Origin of the sequence: Kitasatospora sp. NPDC004615 (assembly GCF_042873545.1) — a bacterium.
GTDB lineage: Bacteria > Actinomycetota > Actinomycetes > Streptomycetales > Streptomycetaceae > Kitasatospora.
Window position 1 is genome coordinate 1 of sequence record NZ_JBIALQ010000002.1, and the last position, 18,122, is coordinate 18,122.

13 protein-coding genes and 1 pseudogene are annotated in these 18,122 nt (G+C 71.8%); 1 reads left to right on the forward strand and 13 read right to left on the reverse strand.

All coding sequences use genetic code 11. The annotated features are described in order from the left end of the window. Window positions 1-222: pseudogene (locus tag ACFYS8_RS06975) on the forward strand (ATP-binding protein); the annotation flags it as partial. 83 nt (window positions 223-305) lie between these two features. Here the strand turns inward: ACFYS8_RS06975 and cimA are convergent. The 13 genes from cimA to ACFYS8_RS07040 form a co-directional block, all read right to left on the reverse strand. Next, window positions 306-1,910, reverse strand: a complete 1,605-nt coding sequence (gene cimA, locus ACFYS8_RS06980) for a citramalate synthase (RefSeq protein ID WP_387636919.1) — start codon at window positions 1,908-1,910, stop codon at window positions 306-308. Between the two features lie 335 nt (window positions 1,911-2,245). Further along, window positions 2,246-2,578: a Uma2 family endonuclease gene (locus ACFYS8_RS06985; protein ID WP_387636921.1), complete on the reverse strand. Its 333-nt coding sequence runs from the start codon at window positions 2,576-2,578 to the stop codon at window positions 2,246-2,248. 31 nt (window positions 2,579-2,609) lie between these two features. Then, window positions 2,610-2,789: a hypothetical protein gene (locus ACFYS8_RS06990; protein WP_387636924.1), complete on the reverse strand. Its 180-nt coding sequence runs from the start codon at window positions 2,787-2,789 to the stop codon at window positions 2,610-2,612. 92 nt (window positions 2,790-2,881) lie between these two features. Further along, window positions 2,882-3,994: a branched-chain amino acid aminotransferase gene (locus tag ACFYS8_RS06995; protein WP_387636926.1), complete on the reverse strand. Its 1,113-nt coding sequence runs from the start codon at window positions 3,992-3,994 to the stop codon at window positions 2,882-2,884. Window positions 3,995-4,159: 165 nt separating this feature from the next. Next, window positions 4,160-5,197, reverse strand: a complete 1,038-nt coding sequence (locus ACFYS8_RS07000) for a 3-isopropylmalate dehydrogenase (protein WP_387636929.1) — start codon at window positions 5,195-5,197, stop codon at window positions 4,160-4,162. A gap of 64 nt (window positions 5,198-5,261) precedes the next feature. Then, window positions 5,262-5,837 carry a Uma2 family endonuclease gene (locus ACFYS8_RS07005; RefSeq protein WP_387636931.1) on the reverse strand — a complete coding sequence of 192 codons (576 nt, stop codon included), beginning with the start codon at window positions 5,835-5,837 and terminating at the stop codon, window positions 5,262-5,264. A 28-nt stretch (window positions 5,838-5,865) separates the two neighbouring features. Next, window positions 5,866-8,889: a S8 family serine peptidase gene (locus tag ACFYS8_RS07010; protein ID WP_387636933.1), complete on the reverse strand. Its 3,024-nt coding sequence runs from the start codon at window positions 8,887-8,889 to the stop codon at window positions 5,866-5,868. Window positions 8,890-8,985: 96 nt separating this feature from the next. Then, a complete protein-coding gene (locus ACFYS8_RS07015; RefSeq protein ID WP_387636936.1) occupies window positions 8,986-9,147 on the reverse strand; it encodes a hypothetical protein in 162 nt (53 codons plus the stop codon). A 285-nt stretch (window positions 9,148-9,432) separates the two neighbouring features. Continuing rightward, window positions 9,433-11,013, reverse strand: coding sequence for a phosphoglycerate dehydrogenase (gene serA / locus ACFYS8_RS07020; RefSeq protein WP_387636939.1), 1,581 nt, complete (start codon window positions 11,011-11,013; stop codon window positions 9,433-9,435). 213 nt (window positions 11,014-11,226) lie between these two features. Beyond that, on the reverse strand, window positions 11,227-12,225 hold the full coding sequence (ilvC, locus tag ACFYS8_RS07025) for a ketol-acid reductoisomerase (protein WP_387636941.1): 999 nt from the start codon (window positions 12,223-12,225) through the stop codon (window positions 11,227-11,229). Window positions 12,226-12,326: 101 nt separating this feature from the next. Beyond that, window positions 12,327-12,851: an acetolactate synthase small subunit gene (gene ilvN, locus ACFYS8_RS07030; RefSeq protein ID WP_387638821.1), complete on the reverse strand. Its 525-nt coding sequence runs from the start codon at window positions 12,849-12,851 to the stop codon at window positions 12,327-12,329. A 23-nt stretch (window positions 12,852-12,874) separates the two neighbouring features. Continuing rightward, a complete protein-coding gene (locus tag ACFYS8_RS07035; RefSeq protein ID WP_387636944.1) occupies window positions 12,875-14,725 on the reverse strand; it encodes an acetolactate synthase large subunit in 1,851 nt (616 codons plus the stop codon). A 275-nt stretch (window positions 14,726-15,000) separates the two neighbouring features. Continuing rightward, a complete protein-coding gene (locus ACFYS8_RS07040; protein ID WP_387636946.1) occupies window positions 15,001-17,991 on the reverse strand; it encodes a putative bifunctional diguanylate cyclase/phosphodiesterase in 2,991 nt (996 codons plus the stop codon). Window positions 17,992-18,122 lie beyond the last annotated feature (131 nt).

Here is an 18,122-nt window from a genome sequence, read left to right on the forward strand (position 1 = left end):
TGCTTCCCCGCCCTCGACTACTTCGAGAACTCGGGACTCCCCTTCGTCGTCGCCCTCAACGGCTTCGACGGACACCAGCCCCACACCGGCGACGAAGTCCGCGAAGCCCTCCAGCTCAACGCGGACATCCCGATCATCACCCTCGACGCCCGACGCCGGGACAGCGCCAAGAGCGCACTCATCACCCTCGTCGAGCACGCCCTCCTCGCCCGCCTGCGCTGACGAGACAGGGGCATGGCCACGCCAGCAGGGGGCGTGCGGAGCCATCCGCACGCCCCCTGGGCACTTCCTCGCACCGACCGCGGTTACGGCCGCTGATCGGCCCTCAGCAGGCCGTAGGTGTACGCGTCCTCCAGCGCCACCCAGGACGCCGCGATCACGTTGTCCGCCACCCCGACCGTGGACCACGTCCCGGTGCCGTCGGTGGACTGGATCAGCACCCGGGTCTTCGAGCCCGTACCGTGCTGGCCCTCCAGGATGCGGACCTTGTAGTCCACCAGCTCCAGCTTCGCCAGCGGCGGGAAGATCGGCTCCAGCGCCGCCCGCAGCGCCTTGTCCAGCGCGTCCACCGGGCCGTTGCCCTCGCCGGTGGCGACCTTCCGCTCGCCCCGCGCCCACAGCTTCACCGTGGCCTCGTTGCCCGCCCGGCCCTCCGGGCCCTGCTCGCTGATGGTCCGCCAGGACTCCAGCTCGAAGAACCGCAGCCGCTCGCCGCCGTTCACCTCGTCGCGCAGCAGCAGCTCGAACGACGCGTCCGCCGCCTCGTAGGTGTAGCCCAGGTTCTCCTGCGCCTTCACCCGGGCCACCACCCGGCCCGCCAGGTCACGGTCGCTGGACAGGTCGTAGCCCAGCTCCTTGCCCTTCAGCTCGATCGACGCCCGGCCCGCCATGTCGGACACCAGCATCCGCATGGTGTTGCCGACCCGCTCCGGATCGATGTGCTGGTACAGGTCCGGGTCCACCTTGATCGCCGAGGCGTGCAGGCCCGCCTTGTGCGCGAACGCCGAGAAGCCGACGTACGGCTGGTGGGTGGACGGGGTCAGGTTCACCACCTCGGCGATGGCGTGCGAGATCCGGGTCATCTCGGCGAGACTGCCGGCCGGCAGCACCCGGCGGTCGTACTTCAGCTCCAGCGCCCCTGCCACCGGGAACAGGTTGGCGTTGCCGACCCGCTCGCCGTAGCCGTTCGCGGTGCACTGCACGTGCGTGGCGCCCGCGTCCACCGCGGCCAGCGTGTTGGCGACCGCGCAGCCGGTGTCGTCCTGCGCGTGGATGCCCAGCCGGGCACCCGTCTCCGCCAGCACCGTCGCGACGATCTCGCGCACACCGGACGGCAGCATCCCGCCGTTGGTGTCGCACAGCACGACCACGTCCGCGCCGGCCTCGTGGGCGGCCCTGACCACGGCCAGCGCGTACTCCGGGTTCGCCCGGTACCCGTCGAAGAAGTGCTCGCAGTCGATGAACACCCGGCGGCCCTGGGAGCGCAGGAACTCCACGCTGTCCCGGACCATCTCCAGGTTCTCCTCCAGCGTGGTGCGCAGCGCCAGCTCCACATGCCGGTCGTGCGACTTCGCCACCAGCGTCACCACCGGCGCGCCGGACGCCACCAGCGCCGCGAGCTGCGGGTCCTCGGCAGCCTTCCCGCCGGCCCGGCGGGTCGCCCCGAACGCCACCAACTGGGCGTTCTTCAGCTCCAGTTCGGCCTGCGCGCGGGCGAAGAACTCGGTGTCCCGGGGGTTGGCGCCGGGCCAGCCTCCCTCGATGAAGCCGACGCCGAACTCGTCCAGGTGGCGCGCGATGGCCAGCTTGTCCGCCACGGTGAGGTTGATCCCCTCACGCTGGGCGCCGTCGCGGAGCGTGGTGTCGAAGACGTGGAAGCCGTCGTGCGGACGGTCGTTGGCCTCGGTCATGGCCCTGGGTTCTCCGTTCGGTGGAGTATTTTCATGCATTTTGCCGGGATCGGAATCCGGCTCCACTGTCCAGCATCCCGCGCGCTCCCCCGGTGTCTCCGGCCCCCTCGTGAGGGCCCGGGCCGGTCCGGGACAAAACAAAAGACCCCTCGCGGGTGCGAGAGGTCTGCGCGCGGGTCTGGACGCTGGTGGTCGCTCCGCGATCAGGGTGTTGCCACGGAAGCGGTCACTGCGGACCGGCGCGCCTGCTGCTAATAATCAGCGAAAGCGAGGACACCTTTGCAGTCTTGCACACGGTCCGCGATACGACAGACCCGTCTCGCCATCCGAAACGGCTACGCGAACAGCTCGGCCGTGTCGAGCTCGAACCCGGACGGCTCGGGCAGCGGGAGCAAGACACCGACGGGCACCGTTCCGGTGGTGGCGTAATCACCGTGGGCCGGGATGCTGTGCAGCACCACTTCGTCGACGCTGCGGTCCACCAGCAGGTACAGCGGGATCCCCGCCGCCGCGTATCCCAGCCTCTTGATGGCGCGCTCCCGGATCGGCAGCCGCGAGGTCACCTCCAGCACCAGCACCACACCGGACGGCACCCACCACGGCGGTTGTCCGTTCATCGCGTTCCGCTCGGTGAACATCGCGTCGGGGATGTAGTAGCCTCCCGGCACGATCAGCCCCTTCCGCAGGCCGGCGTCGAAGTCACCCCCCCGAACGGAACACCTGCCGGAGGACCCGGCTGATCACGGTGTCGTGGCCGCCGTCCTGCGGTGGGGACACCACGATCTCGCCCGCGACCAGCTCGGTGCGGTAGCCCTCCGGGGTCTCCATGGCGAGGAAGTCGGCCACCAGGTACGGGTCTTCCGGTTCGATCGCACACACGGCAGGCTCCTTCTGTCACCGAGCCCAACGTGCCGCCGCGCCAAAGGTTGTCAGCCCGGGCATTCCGCCATGGAATGCCCGGGCCGGCGTCGTCAGACGATCTTGTGAAGCCAGTTGTGGGTGTCCGGGCGCTGGCCGCCCTGGATGGCGAGGAGGGCCTCGCGGAGCTGCATGGTGATGGGGCCGGGCTCGCCGGTGCCGATGGTCCAGTCGGCGGTGGCGGACTTGACGTGGCCGACGGGGGTGATGACGGCGGCGGTGCCGCAGGCGAAGACCTCGGTGATGGTGCCGTCGGCGTTGCCCTGCTTCCACTCGCCGGTGGAGATCTTGCGCTCCTCGGAGCGGTAGCCGAGGTCGCCCGCGAGGGCGAGCAGCGAGTCGCGGGTGATGCCGGGGAGCAGGGCGCCGGAGAGTTCGGGGGTGACGACGGTGGCGTTCTCGCCCTCGCCGACGACGAAGTAGAGGTTCATGCCTCCCATCTCCTCGACCCACTTGTGCTCGGCGGCGTCCAGCCAGACCACCTGGTCGCAGCCCTTGGCGGCGGCCTCGGCCTGGGCGACCAGGGAGGCCGCGTAGTTGCCGGCGCACTTCGCGGCGCCGGTGCCGCCCGGCGCGGCGCGCACGTAGTCCTCGGAGAGCCAGACCGAGACCGGCTTGACGCCGCCGGGGAAGTACGCGCCGGCCGGCGAGGCGATGATCATGAAGATGTAGGAGTTGGCGGGGCGCACGCCCAGCCCGACCTCGGTGGCGAACATGAACGGACGCAGGTAGAGGCTCTGCTCCGGCTGGTTCGGCACCCACGCCTGGTCCTGCTGGACCAGCAGCTCGACCGCCTCGACGAAGGCCTCGACGGGCAGTTCGGGCATCGCCAGGCGGCGGGCGGAGGCCTGGAAGCGCTCCGCGTTGGCCTCCGGGCGGAAGGTCGCGATGGAGCCGTCGGCCTGGCGGTAGGCCTTCAGGCCCTCGAAGATCGCCTGGCCGTAGTGCAGCGTCATGTTGGCCGGGTCGATCTCCAGCGGCGCGTACGGCGTCAGCTGGGCGTCGTGCCAGCCGCGGCCCTCGGTCCAGCGGATGGTCACCATGTGGTCGGTGAAGATCCGGCCGAAGCCGGGGTTGGCCAGTCGGGCCTCGCGCTCCGCGTCGGACAGCGGCTGCGCCGAGGGCTTGAGGTCGAACGTGATGGGCGCCTGGGTGGGCGTGCTCATGGCTGTCTGTCCTTCACCGTGGGGTTTGGCTGGGCCACCGCCGGGCGGAGGAACGCATGACGGCACGGCCCACTGTCGATACTCGCATCCAGAGGGCCGTGCCGAACAGCCGGGAGGCTGTACGTCTATGAACCGGCCCGTCGGCCGGAATTGTGATCCGGCCGGTCAGCCCGATACTCGGGCGGCGAGCGCGTCGCCGACCGCGGAGGTGGACCGGGGGCCGGTGCGCGCGGTGAGGTCCGCGGCGACCGCGGCCTCGACCTGGGCGGCCTCGGCGGCGAAGCCGAGGTGCTCCAGCAGCATGGCGACCGAGAGCACGGTGGCGGTCGGGTCGGCCTTGCCCTGTCCGGCGATGTCCGGGGCGGAGCCGTGCACCGGCTCGAACATCGACGGGAAGTCGCCGCTCGGGTTGATGTTGCCGGACGCGGCCAGGCCGATGCCGCCGGTGACGGCCGCGGCGAGGTCGGTCAGGATGTCGCCGAACAGGTTGTCGGTGACGATCACGTCGAACCGCTCGGGCTGCGTGACGAAGAAGATCGTCGCCGCGTCCACGTGCAGGTAGTCGGTGGTGACCTCGGGGAACTCCCGGCCGACCTGCTCGAAGATCCGGGTCCACAGGTGGCCGGCGTGCACCAGCACGTTGTTCTTGTGGACCAGCGTCAGCTTCTTGCGCGGACGGGCCTGGGCGCGACGGTACGCGTCCCGGACGACCCGCTCGATGCCGAACGCGGTGTTCAGGCTGACCTCGGTGGCGACCTCCTGCGGAGTGCCGGTGCGCAGCGTGCCGCCGTTGCCGACGTACGGGCCCTCGGTGCCCTCGCGGACCACCACGAAGTCGATCTCCGGCTGCCCCGCCAGCGGCGACTGCACGCCCGGGAACAGCTTGCCGGGGCGGAGGTTGATGTGGTGGTCGAAGGCGAACCGCAGCTTCAGCAGCAGCCCGCGCTCCAGCACGCCCGACGGCACGCTCGGGTCACCGATCGCGCCGAGCAGGATGGCGTCCTGCCCCTTCAGCTCCTCCAGCACCGCGTCCGGCAGGGTCTCCCCGGTCCGGTGGTACAGCCGGGCACCGAGGTCGTACTCGGTGGTCTCCAGCTTCACATCGGAGGGCAGGGCGGCACGAAGCACCTTGAGGCCCTCGGCCACGACCTCCTGGCCGATGCCGTCACCCGGGATCACTGCGAGACGAATGGTGCGAGACATGTTTCGGACAGTACAACCGTCCCAGGCCCTGAGCACGCGGCGTCCACGATCCGGACGGGGGGTGTCAGGTCAGATCGATGTCGACGGGGAAGGGGTGCTCGACCTTGAGGCGGTGGTGGAAGATCCCGGTGGGGGTGTAGCGGTTGGTCGCCGGGTCCAACTCGTAGGTGTAGACGACGGGTCGGTCATCGACGTTCTCCACCCGCCAGAAGTAGCGGATGCCGGCGGCAGCGTACTTGAGGGGCTTGATCTCGCGGTCGCGTGTCCGCGACTCGGGCGAGACAACCTCGACTGCGAGCAGAACGTCCCTGCCCAGGAAGTAGGTCTGCCCAAGCCCCTTGTCCGATGCGCTGTTGACCACCACGAGGTCGGGCTCCGGCCGGTTCCTGTCGTCCAGCTTCACCGTCATCAACGGCCAGGATTCCCACCCGTCGGGAACGGCTGCCGCCAACGCCATGTGCAGCGTCAGGATGACCCGAATGTGGAACTTCGCCTGCGGACTCACGAAAATCAGGCTCCCGTCGATCAACTCCGTGTGCGGCGGGAGGTCCGGCAGTCGGTCCAGGTCGTCGGCGGTGTAGCCGCCGACCGGCGGGCGGAGCCAGTCCGGGTACGGGTCGACGCTCATCAGTGCTCCCATGGCGGGGATTCTGGCCTGTGCTGTCAGGCTACCGGGTGGTTTCCCGCCCGGGATCACCCTTCGGAGTGAGTACCTGGACGCGGTGCCCGACCCGGTTCAGGTGGTGGATCAGCAGGGCGTCGCGCAGCGGGGTGTGGACGAGCTCGCCGGGGCGGACGGGGTGGAGGACCGGGGTGGGGCGGGTGAGATCGACGGGGTACGGGCCGAGGGTGGTGGCGGTCCGGAGGGTGTAGTGGAGGTTGGTGGCCGGGGGGAGGACGGCGAGGCGGACGGGGAGGAGGACGGTGTCGGAGTCGAGCAGGGCGGTGTCGGTGTCGCCCCAACGGCCGCCCAGGGGTTGGACGTCGAGTTCGGTGCCGGTGCGGGCGTCGCGGGTGCGGGCGACCAGGACGTCGCTGCCGGGGAGGCGTTCGGCGGTGACGGTGGCGTCGGGGGTGCCGTCGCCGTCGAGGTCGAGGGTGGCGCGGACGGCGGAGGCGCCGACGGGGGTGGCGGTGGGGGCGGCCAGCACGGCGGCGAGGTAGAGGGTGCCCTGGTCGTCGACGGCGGCGGCAGCGTGTCGCAGCTCGCCGGAGCCTTCGCCGCCGGGTTGCAGGACGGTGAGCAGGTCGGGGCGGATGCCGCCGGTGACGGCGAAGGCGCTGGGGGTGCCGAACGCGGTGGCGTCCGTGGCGGGGCGCGGGGCGGCGAAGAGGGGGACGCGGAGGGCGGGCAGGGTGGCGTCGGTGGGGGTGAGGGTGAGGCGGCCGGAGAGTTCGCCGCGGTAGGTGCGGGGGTGGCCGGCCTGGATCAGGTCGAGGGTGGGGTCGGGGGCGCGGCCGAGGCCGCTGGTGAGGCGGAGGGTGACGGTGACGGTCGCGGTGCCGTGCGGCGGGAGGACGACCCGGGCGGGTGAGAGTGCGAACGATGCGCCGGGGACGGAGGTGGAGCCGGAGTAGCCGACGCCGTAGGCGAGTTGGCGGTCGCCCAGGTTGCGGACCTCGACCTCGCGGGTGGCCGTGAGGGCCCCGGTGGCTTCGACCACGCCGAACGAGACGCCGACCGCGCCGTCGAGTTGGGTGCCGTAGGCGAGGACGGGGGTGCGGATGGCGTCGTCGGCGCGGGCCCGGCCGCTGCCGGTGCGTTCGGGGCCGTAGACGGGGCCGGTGCGGTTGTCGTGCCGGTAGGTGTCGGTGGCGGTGTTCATGAGTGCGGCCTTGATCTCGGCGGCGCCCAGTTCGGGGTGGGCGGAGCGGACCAGTGCGGCGAGGCCGGCCAGGTGCGGGGTGGCCATGGAGGTGCCGTCCTCGCGCATGCCGGCGCTGCCGGAGCCGGCTTTCGCGGACCAGACGGTTTCGCCGGGTGCGGCCAGGTCGGGTTTGACGATGCCGTCGACGCCGATGCCGCGGGAGGTGAACGTGGCGAGGGTGTCGGTGCGTTGCGGCTGGTCCTGCGGGACGGCGCCGTGCAGCGGGTTGCCGGGTGTGGCGAGCCGGACGGTGACGGGGCCGTCCCGCAGGCCCGCGAGGAGGCGTTCGCCGTCGGCGCGGGCCAGGATCGCGGCGGGGATCCGTTCGTCGCCGGCGATCTCGCCGAGGTCGTCGCCGTCGGCGGCGTACAGCGCGCCGATGGCTCCGGCGTCGGCGGCGTGGTCGGCGCGCGGGGCGGAGCCGCAGGCCCGGTCGGCGTCCTTGGTGGTCCAGCGCAGGACGGCGATCTTTCCGCGCAGCCGTTCGAGATCGTCGGCGCCAAAGGCCTCGCAGCCGTCCAAGTCCTGGGCGGGGACGGCGAGTTCGCCGCTGACGGTGGCGGTGTCCCACTGGGTGTACCGGCCGCTCCAGTGTGCGGGGACGGTTCCGGCGAGAGCGGCGGGGGCGAGCACGGTGATGCCGTCGGCGTCGCCGTGCGGGTCGACGGACGCGGCGGCGGTGAGCACTCGGCCCGCTGTGCCGGGACTGCCGCCGACGCCGTACACGTCGCCCTCGTTGCCGGAGGCGGCGACCACCAGGGTGCCGAGTGCGGCGAGCCGGTCGGCGGCGAGGGCGTCGGCGTCGTCGGGGCTGCCGAACGGGCTGCCGAGGGAGAGGTTGACCACGTCGAGGCGGTCGCTCAGGTCGCCGTCGCCGTTGGGGTCGGCGGCCAGGTCGAGGGCGGCGGCGAGCTGGTCGGTGGAGCCGTGGCAGCCGAACACCTTGATGGCGTACAGCTGGGCGCCGGGGGCCGCGCCGGGGGCGACCTTGAAGTCGGCGGGGTTCAGGCCGGGCCGGTAGGGGCCGCGGTAGGGCTTGCCGTCGGCGGTGACGCCGAGGCCGGCGGCGGTGCCGGCGACGTGGGTGCCGTGGCCGTTGGCGGCGCAGTCGAGCGGGTTGTCGTCGGGGTGCGGGACGGGCTGCGGGTGTTCGGCGGCCGGGTCGGGGTCGTAGTCGTCGCCGACCAGGTCCTTGCCGCCGATCACCTTGTCGCTGGGGAGGAGTCCGGCGGGCGCGGGCTCGGCGCCGTCCACGGCGGCGTAGGCCTCGGGGGTGCCGGGGCCGCCGAAGTCGGCGTGGGTGTAGTCGATGCCGGAGTCGACGATGCCGATCCGGACGCCTTCTCCGGCGTGCCCCTCCGGGCCGTCCCACACCTTGGGGGCGCCGGTGAGCGGCACCGCGTACCCGTTGGTGCGCTGTTTGAGCGCCACGGGGTGGACGGCCTTGACGCCGGGCAGGCCGGCCAGGCGCGGGAGTTGGCCGGCGGGCAGCCGCAGGGCGAGGCCGCTGACCAGGGTGCGGGTGCGGTACAGCGGGCGGGCGTCGGGGACGGCGTGCCGCAGGGTGGCGGTGAGGGCGTCCAGCGAGCGGTCGGCGGCGGCGCGCTGGGCGCTGCCGGCGGCGGCCGCGGCGCGCCGGGTCTGGTCGGGGGTGCGGTGTTCACGCCGGGCGCCGTCCTGGGCGCGTTGCCAGGCGGTGGCGGCGGGTTCGGTGGCTAACTCCAGCAGCACGGCGGTGTTGGACCCGGGTGTCCCGACCGAATGGGCCGGGGTGGCCGGGGCGAGCAGGGCGAGGGTGGCGAGAAGGCCGAGGGCGGTACGCACCCCGCCCAACCTAGGAGGGGCCGCCGGGCCGGGTGCGGACGTTCACCGCATGGGTGACGGTAAGTCACCCGGCTGGCGCAGTGGCGTGCGTGCGGCTCAGTGCTCGGCGGGGGCGCCGTTGTCGCGCCGGTCGAGGGCGCGCTGCAGGGCGGCGGCAGCGCGGGGGTCGGCCTGGGCGCGGCGGCGCCGGCGCTGGACGAGCGTGGCGACGGCGGTGGCGGTGGTGGGGGCGGTGGTGCGGTCTGCGACGAAAGGCATACCGGGCTCCTTGCATACGGGGGCGCAGCAGCGCGCGAGGGTGGTGACTACAAGAAGTACGCCTGGCAGGGGTCGCCTGCCGCACCGCGTACGTGCACACGGGCCACGCTCCCCGGCGTTGCGGGGGTGGCGCACCGTATGACTACTCCACAGTACGGCGGGCGGGCCGCGGTGTCGCCGAATTACTTGGATTTCCTACTATCTGAGACGGCAACGACCACCGGGTATGCGAACGGCCCTTCCGCCTCAAGGTCGGAAGGGCCGTTCGGGGGCGCTGAGGGGGCGTCAGCCGAGGTTCACCGCGCGGGCGAAGCGGGCGCCGATGGCGCCGGCGATCTCGGCGAGGACCTCCTGCGAGACCTCGGTGTCCACGGTGATCGAGGCGAGCGCGTTGTCACCGTCGCGGGCGACCTGCATACCCGCGATGTTGATGCCGGCGTCGCCGAGGATCCGGCCGAGGGTGCCGACCACGCCGGGGCGGTCCTCGTAGTGGAAGAACGCCATGTGGTCGGTGAGGGCCACGTCCACGTCGAAGCCGTCCACGCCGACGATCTTCTGGGTCAGCTTCGGGCCGGAGAGGGTGCCGGAGATCGACACCTCGCCGCCGTCCGCCAGGGTGCCGCGGACGGTGATCACGTTGCGGTGCTCGGGCGACTCGCTGGAGGTGGTCAGGCGGACCTCGACGCCACGCTCCTGGGCGAACAGCGGGGCGTTGACGTAGGACACCGTCTCGGCCACCACGTCCTCGAACACGCCCTTCAGCGCGGAGAGTTCGAGCACCTTGACGTCGTGCTGGGTGATCTCGCCGCGGACCTCGACGTCGAGGCGGACGGCGACCTCGCCGGCCAGCGCGGTGAAGATCCGGCCGAGCTTCTCGGCCAGCGGCAGGCCCGGGCGCACGTCCTCGGCGATCACGCCGCCCTGGACGTTGACCGCGTCCGGTACCAGTTCGCCGGCCAGCGCGAGGCGCACGGACTTGGCGACGGCGATGCCGGCCTTCTCCTGGGCCTCGTCGGTGGAGGCGCCCAGGTGCGGGGTGGCGACCACGTTGTCGAGGGCGAACAGCGGCGAGTCGGTGCACGGCTCCTTGGCGTACACGTCCAGGCCGGCACCGGCCACCCGGCCGTCCTGGAGGGCGCGCAGCAGCGCTTCCTCGTCGACGATGCCACCGCGGGCGGCGTTGACGATCCGCACGCTCGGCTTGACCTTGTGCAGCGCCTCGTCGCCGATCAGGCCGATGGTCTCCGGGGTCTTCGGCAGGTGCACGGTGATGAAGTCCGCGACCTCCAGCAGCTCCTCGAGCGAGAGCAGCTTGACGCCCATCTGGGCCGCGCGGGCGGCCTGGATGTAGGGGTCGTAGGCGACGATCTTCATGCCGAACGCGGACATCCGCTGCGCGACCAGCACGCCGATCCGGCCGAGGCCGACCACGCCGAGGGTCTTCTCGCTGAGCTCGACGCCGGTGTACTTGTTGCGCTTCCACTCGCCGCCCTTGAGCGCGGCGTTGGCGGGCGCGATGTTGCGGGCGACCGAGATCAGCAGGCCGCAGGCGAGCTCGGCGGCGGTGACGATGTTGGAGGTCGGCGCGTTGACGACCATCACGCCGGCCTTGGTGGAGGCGGCGACGTCCACGTTGTCCAGGCCGACGCCGGCGCGGGCGACCACCTTGAGCTTCTTCGCGGCGGCCAGTGCCTCGGCGTCCACCTTGGTGGCGGAGCGGATCAGGATGGCGTCCACGTCGGCGATCGCGGTCAGCAGCTCGGCGCGGTCGGCGCCGTTGCAGTGCCGGATCTCGAAGTCGGGGCCCAGCGCGTCCACCGTGGCCGGCGAGAGCTCTTCAGCGATCAGAACGACAGATTTGCTCACGACAGTGTTGTCCTTAACTGTCCGGTTCACCCCGCCACACGAAGGTGGCGTGCACTGGGCGGGGGAAGGTGGCATGTCGCGTAGCTAGACGCACGACGCTGTGGGCCTGACGCGTATTCGGGAGTCTATCGGCGGGGCGCCGGGGGGACTGCTCCCGTCCGGCGAAATCACCCGGACGGGAACAGCCTTGTTGTACAACCTGGATGGCGAGGATCAGGCGTTCTCGTCGACCCAGCTCATCAGCTTGCGGAGCTTCTTGCCGGTGGTCTCCAGCAGGTGGTCGGCGTCCGCGTTCTTGTACTCGTTGTACTTCGGCAGACCGGCCTTGTACTCGGCGATCCAGGTGTTGGCGAAGGTGCCGTCCTGGATCTCGGTCAGGACCTTCTTCATCTCGGCCTTGGTGTCGGCGGTGATGATGCGGGGGCCGGTGACGTAGTCGCCCCACTCGGCGGTCTCGGAGACCGACCAGCGCATCTTCTCCAGGCCGCCCTCGTACATCAGGTCGACGATCAGCTTCAGCTCGTGCAGGCACTCGAAGTAGGCGATCTCGGGCTGGTAGCCCGCCTCGACCAGGGTCTCGAAGCCGGCCTTGACCAGGGCGGCGGTGCCACCGCAGAGGACGGCCTGCTCACCGAACAGGTCGGTCTCGGTCTCCTCGGTGAAGGTGGTCTTGATGACGCCGGCCTTGGTGCCGCCGATGCCCTTGGCGTAGGACAGCGCCAGGTCGAAGCCCTTGCCGGTGGCGTCCTGCTCGACGGCCACGATGCACGGAACGCCGCGGCCCTCCTGGTACTGGCGGCGGACCAGGTGGCCCGGGCCCTTCGGGGCGACCATGCAGACGTCGACGTCGGCCGGCGGCTGGATGAAGCCGAAGCGGATGTTCAGGCCGTGGCCGAAGAACAGGGCGTCGCCCGCCTTCAGGTTCGGCTCGATAGCCTCCTTGTAGACGTCGGCCTGGATCGGGTCCGGCACCAGGATCATGATGACGTCGGCCTCGGCCGCGGCCTCGGACGGGGTGACCACGCGCAGGCCGGCCTCCTGGGCGGCGGCACGGGACTTGGAGCCCTCCAGCAGGCCGACGCGGACGTCGACGCCCGAGTCGCGCAGCGACAGCGCGTGGGCGTGGCCCTGGCTGCCGTAGCCGATGACCGCGACCTTGCGGGCCTGGATGATGGACAGGTCGGCGTCGTCTTCGTAGAACAGCTCGGCCACGGGGGCACATCTCCTTGCGTGGTGGTGTTGCCGGGGGTTCCTACCGTAGGCGCACCCGGCGGGGGTTCGGTGGTACTGCTCAGGGTGTAAGACGGGCCGCGTCAGGCGGTGCGGTCGAGCGCGCGCAGCGAGCGGTCGGTGATGGAGCGGGCGCCGCGGCCGATCGCGACCAGGCCGGACTGCACCAACTCCTTGATGCCGTAAGGCTCCAGCATCTTCAGCATGGCCTCCAGCTTGTCCGATGCGCCGGTCGCCTCGATGGTCACCGCGTCGGGCGACACGTCGACGGTCTTGGCGCGGAACAGCTGGACGATCTCGGTGACCTGGGAGCGGGTCTCGGCGTCGGCGCGGACCTTCACCAGGATCAGTTCGCGCTGGACGGCCTGGGTCTGGTCCAGTTCGACGATCTTGATCACGTTGACCAGCTTGTTGAGCTGCTTGGTGACCTGCTCCAGCGGCAGCTCCTCGACGTTGACCACGATGGTCATCCGGGAGATGTCGGGGTGCTCGGTCGGGCCGACCGCCAGCGAGTCGATGTTGAAGCCGCGGCGGGAGAACAGTGCGGCGATCCGGGCGAGCACGCCGGGCTTGTTCTCGACCAGGACGGACAGGGTGTGCTTGGACATGGTGGTCATCGCTTTCTGGTCCGTCAGTCCTGGTCGTCGCCGAAGTCGGGGCGGACGCCCCGGGCGAACTGGATCTCGTCGTTGCTGGTGCCGGCCGCGACCATCGGCCAGACCATGGCGTCCTGGTGGACGATGAAGTCGATGACCACCGGGCGGTCGTTGATCTCCATGGCCTGCTTGATGACGGCGTCCAGGTCCTCGGGGCGCTCGCAGCGCAGGCCGACGCAGCCCATCGCCTCGGACAGCTTCACGAAGTCCGGGATCCGGGTGCCCTGGGCGGGCTGCTCGATGCCGTCATGGCCGGGGCCGGAGTGCAGGACGGTGTTGGAGTAGCGCTGGTTGTAGAACAGCGTCTGCCACTGGCGGACCATGCCCAGCGAACCGTTGTTGATGACCGCGACCTTGATCGGCAGGTTGTTCAGGCTGCAGGTGGTCAGTTCCTGATTGGTCATCTGGAAGCAGCCGTCGCCGTCGATCGCCCAGACCGGGACGTCGGGCTGACCGGCCTTGGCGCCCATCGCGGCCGGGACGGCGTAGCCCATGGTGCCGGCGCCGCCGGAGTTCAGCCAGGTGGCGGGCTTCTCGAACTTGATGAACTGGCTGGCCCACATCTGGTGCTGGCCGACGCCCGCGGCGTAGATGGCGTCCGGGCCGACCAGTTGGCCGATCCGCTCGATCACCTGCTGCGGAGACAGCATGCCCTCGGGGGCGGGCTCGTAGCCCAGCGGGTAGGTCTGCTTCCACTGGTTCAGCTTGGTCCACCAGTCCGCGTAGTCGCCGCGGTGGCCGGCGTCGAACTCGGCCTGGACGGCGACGATCAGGTCGGCCAGCACCTCGCGGGCGTCGCCGACGATCGGGACGTCCGCCGGGCGGTTCTTGCCGATCTCGGCGGGGTCGATGTCGGCGTGCACGACCTTGGCGTTCGGGGCGAACGAGTCGAGCTTGCCGGTGACCCGGTCGTCGAAGCGGGCGCCCAGGGTGAACAGCAGGTCGGACTTCTGCAGCGCGGTGACCGCGGGGACCGAGCCGTGCATGCCGGGCATGCCCAGGTGCTGCGGGTGGCTGTCCGGGAAGACGCCGATCGCCATCAGGGTGGTGACCACCGGGGCGCCGGTCAGCTCGGCCAGGATGCGCAGCTCCGCGCCGGCGTTGGCCTTCAGCACGCCGCCGCCGACGTACAGCACCGGGCGCTTGGAGTTCACCAGCAGCTTGGCGGCCTCGCGGATCTGCTTGGCGTGCGGCTTGGTGACCGGGCGGTAGCCGGGCAGCGAGGTCTCGACCGGCCAGCGGAAGGTGGTGGTGGCCTGCAGGGCGTCCTTGGCGATGTCGACCAGGACCGGGCCGGGGCGGCCGGTGGCGGCGATGTGGAAGGCCTCGGCGATCACCCGGGGGATCTCGGCGGGGTCGGTGACCAGGTAGTTGTGCTTGGTGATCGGCATCGTGATGCCGCAGATGTCCGCCTCCTGGAAGGCGTCCGTGCCGATCGCCTTGGAGGCGACCTGGCCGGTGATCGCGACCATCGGGACGGAGTCCATGTAGGCGTCGGCGATCGGGGTGACCAGGTTGGTGGCGCCGGGGCCCGAGGTGGCCATGCAGACGCCGACCCGGCCGGTGGCCTGCGCGTAGCCGGTCGCGGCGTGGCCGGCGCCCTGCTCGTGGCGGACCAGGATGTGCCGGACCTTGGTGGAGTCCATCAGCGGGTCGTACGCAGGGAGGATGGCACCGCCCGGAATGCCGAAGACCGTGTCGGCCCCGACGGCCTCGAGCGAGCGAATGAGCGACTGTGCGCCGGTCATGGTCTCGATGGTCTGCTGACCCGGAGCGTGGGCGGCCGGGTGGTCCCCACGACGGGGGGTTGCGGCGTGCTCAGTCATCTGCCTGTCTCTTCTCGGGTTCTGCTCGGGGTGGCGCCGGCCCGGGGGCGGTGGCTCCCTGGGCGGTCTCCGGCGGTGCCTCGATCGTCCGGATTTCGGGGGGTTGAGGCCAGGATTCCTGCGGTGGCCGACCCGGATTCGTGCAACAAAAAACCCCTCGTGCCAAGGGCATGCGAGGGGGAGGCGCGTCGGGCTGTTCTTCAGCCGACGCGCCCGCCAAGTACGAGAATTCGGGTGGTCATGGCACCGACCTTCCTCCCACGCAGTGGTGGGTGTCAAGCTGGTGGGACCGCCGTCTCACCATGCGGGCCACCGCTCGGACCCCCGACGGTGTGCCGTTGCGGCAGCTCAAGGCCGCTGTGCAGGTGCCCCGGGCGGGCCGCGGAAGCCTCCGCCAATCCACTCGCGCGGGCCTCGGGGGTGAGCAGCGGGCGGCGGCCGGGGTGGCCCTGGCCGGGGCGCGGGACGGAGTAGCCGCGGCGCAGCAGGGCGCGGCGCAGCCGCAGTTCGTCGAGCGGGCGGTCGAAGGCCAGGCCCTGGCCGCGCCGGCAGCCGAGTTCCTGGAGCACCGCGAGCTGCCGGGGGTGGTCGACGCCGTCGGCGCCGGTGACCAGGCCGAGGTCGCGGCCGAGGCGCAGGGCGTGCCCGGCGAGTGCCCGGGTGAGGGTGGAGTCGGCGATGTCCTGGACCAGGCTGCGGTCCAGTTTGAGCGCGTCGAACGGCATCCGGGCGAGTGCGCCGAGCGAGCCGCCGCCGGCGCCGAACCCGGCGAGCGCGGTGGACACCCCGAGGCGGCGGAACGCGGCCAGGCGGCGGCCGAGTTCGTCGGCGAGCGCGTCGGGGCCGGTCCGGGAGACTTCCAGGACGAGCAGGCCGGGCGGCAGTTCGGTGTCCCGCAGGGCGCCGGCCAGGGTTTCGTACATGCCGGGGGCGCAGAGCCGTTCGGCGGCCAGCCGGACGGTGACGGGGACGGGCGGGGCGGCGGGGCCGTCGGCGCGGCGGCGGGCGGCGGCGGCGACGGCTTCGGTGACCAGCCAGCGGGCGAACCGGGTGGCGCCGTCGCCGGTGTCTGCGGTGCGCAGGAACTCGGCGGGAGTGAGCAGCAGGCCTTCGGCGGAGCGCCAGCGGGCCTGGGCCTCGACGCCGGTGAGCCGGCCGCCGGCCAGTTCGACCACGGGTTGGTGGAGCAGCGCGAAGGAGCCTTCGCGGACGGCGGCGCGCAGCCGCTCCTCCAGTTCGCCGCGCCGGTCGAGTTCGGCGCGCATCGCCGGGGTGTAGAGCACCACCCGGCCCTTGCCGCGGGACTTGGCCTGGTACATCGCGAGGTCGGCGTTGCGGAGCAGTTCGTCGGCGGCGCTCGCGGCCCGGCTGTCGGCGCTGCGGGCGCGGGCGTCCTCGTCCTCGCCGGGGGCGGGTTCGGGGACGGGCAGTGGGGCGTCGGGGCCGAAGGCGATGCCGATCGAGGCGGCGACGCCGAGTTCGGTGCCGCCGATCCAGTACGGCTCGGAGAGGGCGGCGCGGATGCGTTCGGCGAGGTCGCGGACCTGGGGGTGGCCGAGCCGGCCGCGGACCAGGACGGCGAACTCGTCGCCGCCGAACCGGGCGACGGTGTCCTCGGTGCGGACGGCGGCCTGGAGGCGGCGGGCGGCCTGCACCAGCAGTTCGTCACCGACCTGGTGGCCGGCGGTGTCGTTGACGGCCTTGAAGCCGTCCAGGTCGAGGAAGAGCACGGCGACGGCGGTGCCGGCCGGGCCCTGCGAGGTGAGCGCGGCCCGGACGCGCTGGGCGAACAGGGCGCGGTTGGGCAGGTCGGTGAGCGGGTCGTGGAACGCGTTGTGCTGCAACTGGGCCTGCAGGCGCACCCGTTCGGTGATGTCGCGGCTGTTCAGGATCAGTCCGTCGCGATACGGGTTGACGGTGGATTCGACGTGCAGCCACTCCCCCTCGCCCTCGCCCTCGCCTTCGCCCGAGCGGATCCGGCATTCGACCCGGGCGGAGGGCTCGCCGGGCTGGAACCGGGCGCCCCGGCTGCGGGCCAGGATGCGGCGCACCTCGGCGAGCACCCGGTCGACGTCCTCGGGGTGGACCAGGTTGAGCAGGTTGCCGCCGACCAGGTCCCCCGGGTCACGGTTGTAGACCCGCAGCGCGGCGGGGCTGACGTAGGACAGCGCGCCGGACGGCCCGGCGATCATGATGACGTCGCTGGAGCCCTGCACCAGGGAGCGGAAGTGGGCTTCCTTGGTGGCGAGTTCCTGTGCGAGCGACAGGTTGTCGAGCAGCATCACGCCCTGCCGGACGATCAGGGCCAGGCCGACGGTGCTGGCGGCGGCGAGCATCACCCGGTCCAGCGGGCGGCCGCCGAGCGCGTTGTAGAGGATGCCGGCGGTGCACACCGCGGCGGCGGCGTAGGGCGTGAGCGCGCTGAAGGTGGAGGCGACCCGGCGGCGCGGCCCGCCCTGGGTGGAGGGGTGCTGGCGGCTGGGGCGGCGGGTGTGCGACCAGGGGGCCCAGGCGAGCAGCAGGGAGCCGGCGAACCAGCCGGCGTCCAGCAGTTCGCCGGAGTGGTAGTCGCTGTGGAACTGCGGGGTGGTGAACAGGGCGTCGCAGACCACGGTGACGACCAGGCCGATCATCGCGGTGTGCACGGCGGCCCGATTGCGGTCCCGGCCGCGGACGTTGAGGCCGACCACCAGGCCGACCAGCAGGATGTCCAGTACGGGGTAGCCGAGGCCGATGGCGAGCTTCAGCGGGTCGTCACCGTCGCCGGCGGCGACCCGGCCGAGTGCCAGGCTCCAGCTGAGGGTGAACAGCGAGCCGGCCACCAGCCAGCCGTCCAGCATCAGGCACAGCCAGCCGGCCGAATTGCGCGGGCGCTGGGCGAGCACCAGCAGGCCGGTGATGGCGAGCGGGGCGAACAGCAGGAACGGGTACTCGGCGGAGGAGTCCGGCGGCAGCGGCCGGCCGAGCACCACCTCGTACCAGCCCCACAGGCCGTTGCCGAACGCGACCACGGCGGAGGAGAGGCCGAACAGCAGCCAGGCGGGCCGGGTGTGGCCGCCGACCGCGATGCCGTGCGCGAGGCAGGACAGGGCGGCCGCGAGGGCCGCCCCGGCGAGGCCGAAGTCACCCATCACCAGGGCGAGTTCGCACGAACCCCAGCCGAGTCCGGAACCCACCGCGTACCCGGCGCAGAGCACCGCGAGCAGCACGGCCGTGAGCCTGCGCAGGGCGGGATGGGCAGGCAGCACCGATTCGGTGGAGTTCAATCGACATCTCCCCCTCCGGCCCGTGGCCGTACCGGTGTTCCCGCTTCGGACCCTACACCAATCCGGTCACGCACCGGCACGCAGTCTCAACTCAGCGTAATGATTGGCAGGTGGGGCGGGGGACCTTCGGG